1 pseudogene is annotated in these 1,144 nt (G+C 63.1%); it reads right to left on the bottom strand.

The features are described 5' to 3' along the window. Window positions 1-1,144, bottom strand: a pseudogene (locus ACN6PJ_RS31370) (hypothetical protein); the annotation flags it as partial.

The following is a 1,144-nucleotide window of genomic DNA, read 5'->3' as shown; positions in this document are numbered from 1 at the left end:
AGCGATTCCGGGATTTTCATAGGAGAACGTCGTGTCGGCAGCAACCGACCCAGAAGCTACCGCAGTCCATGCTTGATAGTCCCGCTTGACGTTGACAAGCTGTTCTCGATAGCCCAAGCGGCGCAGTGCGTCGTCAACCAGCGTGTTGTATCCGAACTGGTTCGGGTGCGCGTCGTTGGCATAGAAGTTGTGCACATTCGCGCCCGCAGCAATCGGTGCCTCCAGCGGGTCCTTCAAGGTCAAGTTGTTGCCGCTGATCGCCTTGATGACGGCCGGGTAATACAGCCCGTTCGTACTCACGTAGCAGATGAGCTGATCCACCTTCAGCTGCGAGCCGTTCGATACGGATAGCACGATCGAGCCAGCAGAAGCCCCCGCAGTCGCCGTCACGGTGACCACCTGCCCGGCTACCTCCGACGACCCCCAACCCACCCCGCGAAGCGTGCCGAAGTGCATGTCAATCGCGACGGGGTCCAGATTCTGCCGCACCGTCGCGGCGGTGAGCGCGTCGAGCCGCGAAACGTCACCTTCCAATTGCGTGACATCGTCCTGCACGTCGCCGATAGCTGCCTCGGCTCCGCGCAGCGCGTCGAATACGGTTGTGCCGGGGCCGGTGGCGGGCAGGTAACCCACCAGCGCCGCGCCCTGGTCCGGATCCGAATTGTTCGCCAGGGAATTGATGTACGAGGCCAGGGCAAGCGCCACCTCGGCCGCATCCCCCGAGGCCGGGATCAGCACCGTGGGGATGCCGGCGGCATCAAAGCCCAGTACCTTGTTCGCGCGGATATCCGCCGGCGGCAAGGTCGGATTCGTTCCGGGGTCCGATACGGAAAACTTGAGCGATCGGCTGAGGTCTTCGGCCAGCTGCTGGATCTGGATCGTCGAGCGGTCCGACATGTCTTCGACCACCTGGGGGTAGAACCCCCCGGTGTTCTGGATGTCGGTCGGCTGCGTGTTCACCAGCGCGCCGGTGATCGTGAGCCGATACCCCGAGCGCAGCGGGACACCCGCGATAGGGTAAGTCACCGTGCCGCCTGGGGCTGCGTCCTGATCGCTGTTCAGCGTGACCGAATAGTCAGAGTCCAGGACCAGGTCAGCGTCGCTACCGGCCAGATTGGTGATCGTTACCCGAACGTCTTCCTTT

Origin of the sequence: Achromobacter sp., assembly GCF_050285585.1 — a bacterium.
Taxonomy (GTDB): Bacteria; Pseudomonadota; Gammaproteobacteria; order Burkholderiales; family Burkholderiaceae_B; genus Achromobacter.
The sequence above is the reverse complement of the archived record's forward strand: the minus strand, read 5'-3'. Positions and strand labels throughout refer to the sequence as shown.